Genomic DNA, 2609 nt, shown 5'->3' with positions numbered 1-2609 from the left:
TCAGCGTATGGTCCGAACCCACCGTCCAGCTCTGCGCGTTCGTGCCGTTGCAGTCGTAGAGCTGGACGGCCGTGCCGTTCGCCGAACTCGCCCCGGCCACGTCCACGCACTTGCTCCCCAGCCCGCGGATCGGGCCGGTCGCACCGGTAGGCGGCGGGGTGACCGGCCCGGACTGGCCGCCGAGCCAGCGCAGGCCCTGCAGCAGCAACTGATTCTGCTGCGGGCTCGCGAACGTCGACGACAGCGTCGTGTTCGTCGCGTAGTCCATCGCGTTGTGGCCGAAGTTGTTGTAGATCATGCGGTAGTTCCGGTTGCTCCACACGATCGGGTAATACCCGCTGTACCAGGTCTGGTTGGGGTCCGTGCCGATCGGGAACGTGGACTGGTCCATCGACGCCAGGATGTCGATGTCCGGGTTCTGCCGCAGGTCGTGCTGCCAGCTGTACCACTCGCTGACCGACGACGTGATGGTCGCCGGCAGCCCGGCGGTCGCGGGGTGGTTCGGGTCCTCGATCCGCAGCGTCTCGGACGTCGGGCCCCAGCTGTTGGAGCGGAACGTCCCCGTGCCGAGGAAGGTCTCGTGGTACCAGGACCAGTCGCTGGGCGTCTGGTCGTTGTACGCGGCGACGTGGAAGCCCATCCAGCCGCCGCCGTTCTCCATGTACGTGCGGAACGCGTTCTGCTGGGCCGCGGTGTGCGGGTAGTTGTCGAGGAACATCACGACCTGGTAGTTCGCCAGGTTCGCCGTGTTGAGCTGGTTCCAGTCGTTGGTGGCGGTGTACGAGAAGCCGTTGGCCGCCGCCTGCTGCGGGAACCACGCGTTGGCCTCGTGGACGAAGCTGATGTGCGCCGCGTCGTACGTGCCGTCGTAGAAGGCGAGGATCTTGAACGCCGGTGCCGCGTGGGCCCGGTGGGCCGGTGCGGCGAGCGCGGCCAGCAGGACGGCGAGCAGCGCGACCAGCCGGGTGAGTACGACGGGGACAACTGGGCGGTGTGCGGTGCGGGTTGGGACCATGAGTGGCCTTCCTCGTGCGCGACGGTGTGGGGAACGTGCGCCTGTAGGGGGATTCAAAGGTCTAGACGGTGTTCATGTCAATGACCTATGGTCCATACCATCCGTGAGACCCCCCACCTCTCCCCTCGCGGCCGAGGAGCCCCCATGAGACCTCCGACTTGTCGCAGTAACCGGTTTCGCAAAATGCCCGCCGTCGTGGCTCTGGCAGCCGCGCTCACAACGGTCGCCGCATTGGTGACCGGTACCGGCGCCGCGACCGCCGCCACCCCGGCCGCGGCGCCTTCCCCCGCCGCGCCCGCGGTGGCGGCCGTACCCGCGGTCGCCGCCGCGCCGACCACCTTCGTCCACCCGGGAGTTCTGGTCAGCCGGCCCCAACTGGACTACGTACGCGGCAAGGTGCAGGCCGGCGCCGCGCCCTGGGCCGCCGCGTACTCGCAGATGATCTCCAGCTCGTACGCCTCGCTGTCGCGTACGCCCAAGCCGCGCGCGAGCGTGGACTGCGGGCCGTACAGCAACCCCAACAACGGCTGCACGGACGAGCGCGAGGACGCGATCGCGGCGTACACCGACGCGCTCGCCTGGTACATCAGCGGCAACTCCGCCTACGCGCAGGAGGCCGTCAAGCTGATGGACGCGTGGTCGGCGACGATCACGACGCACACCAACAGCAACGCGCCCCTGCAGACCGGTTGGGCCGGCTCGGTGTGGCCGCGCGCGGCGGAGATCATCAAGTACACCTACACCGGCGGCTGGCCGAACGCCGGGCGGTTCGCGACGATGCTGCGCAACGTCTACCTGCCCGAGGTCATCAACGGCTCCAACAGCAACGGCAACTGGGAGCTGACGATGATGGAGGCCGCGGTCGGCATCTCCATCTTCCTCGACGACGGGGCCGACTACGACCGGGCCATCGCGCGCTACCTCAACCGCGTCCCGGCGTACGTCTACCTCAGCTCGGACGGCTCACTGCCGAAGACGGTGCCGGGCAGCGGGCTGACGACCGCGTCGCAGATCATCGGCTACTGGCAGGGCCAGTCGACGTTCGTCGACGGGCTCACCCAGGAGACCTGCCGCGACTTCACGCACACCGGTTACGGCATCGCGTCCATCTCGGACGTCGCCGAGACCGCGTACATCCAGGGCCAGGACCTCTACCCGCAGGTCGGCCCGCGGTTGCAGCAGGCGCTGGGCTTCCAGTCGAAGTACGAGCTGGGCACGGCGCCGCCGTCCTGGCTGTGCGGCGGCCACCTCACCCTCGGCCTCGGGCCGGTGACGGAGGTCGGCTTCAACGCGCTGCACAACCGGATGGGCATCGCCATGACCAACACGCAGACGCTCACGGAGTCGCGGCGGCCGGCCGGCACGAACAATCTCTTCGTGGCGTGGGAGACGCTGACGCATGCGGACAACCCGGATGTGGCGCCGGGCGGCGCGACGCCGCCGCCCGCGGCGGTGAGCGGTCCCATCCGCGGGCTGGGGAGCAAGTGCGTGGACGTGGCCGGGGCGAGCTCGGCGAACGGCACGGCTGTCCAGCTCTACGACTGCAACGGGACGAGCGCGCAGACGTGGACTGTCGCGGCGGGGGGCGCCTTGC

General features: G+C 69.3%; 2 protein-coding genes and 1 pseudogene. 2 read left to right on the top strand and 1 reads right to left on the bottom strand.

The features are described from left to right. Positions 1-1015: ThuA domain-containing protein (locus HCN08_RS34365; RefSeq protein WP_167987294.1), on the bottom strand; the 1015-nt coding region annotated here is incomplete at its 3' end. Between the two features lie 183 nt (positions 1016-1198). Here HCN08_RS34365 and HCN08_RS34360 point away from each other — a divergent pair. Next, positions 1199-2431, top strand: a pseudogene (locus HCN08_RS34360) (alginate lyase family protein); the annotation flags it as partial. Continuing rightward, the coding region (locus tag HCN08_RS37045) for a ricin-type beta-trefoil lectin domain protein (protein ID WP_407648942.1) at positions 2432-2609 on the top strand (178 nt) is incomplete at its 3' end.

The sequence above is a fragment of the Actinacidiphila epipremni genome (assembly GCF_012034175.1).
In the GTDB taxonomy this organism is placed as follows: domain Bacteria; phylum Actinomycetota; class Actinomycetes; order Streptomycetales; family Streptomycetaceae; genus Actinacidiphila; species Actinacidiphila epipremni.
This window is presented reverse-complemented; position numbering and strand designations above follow the sequence as displayed.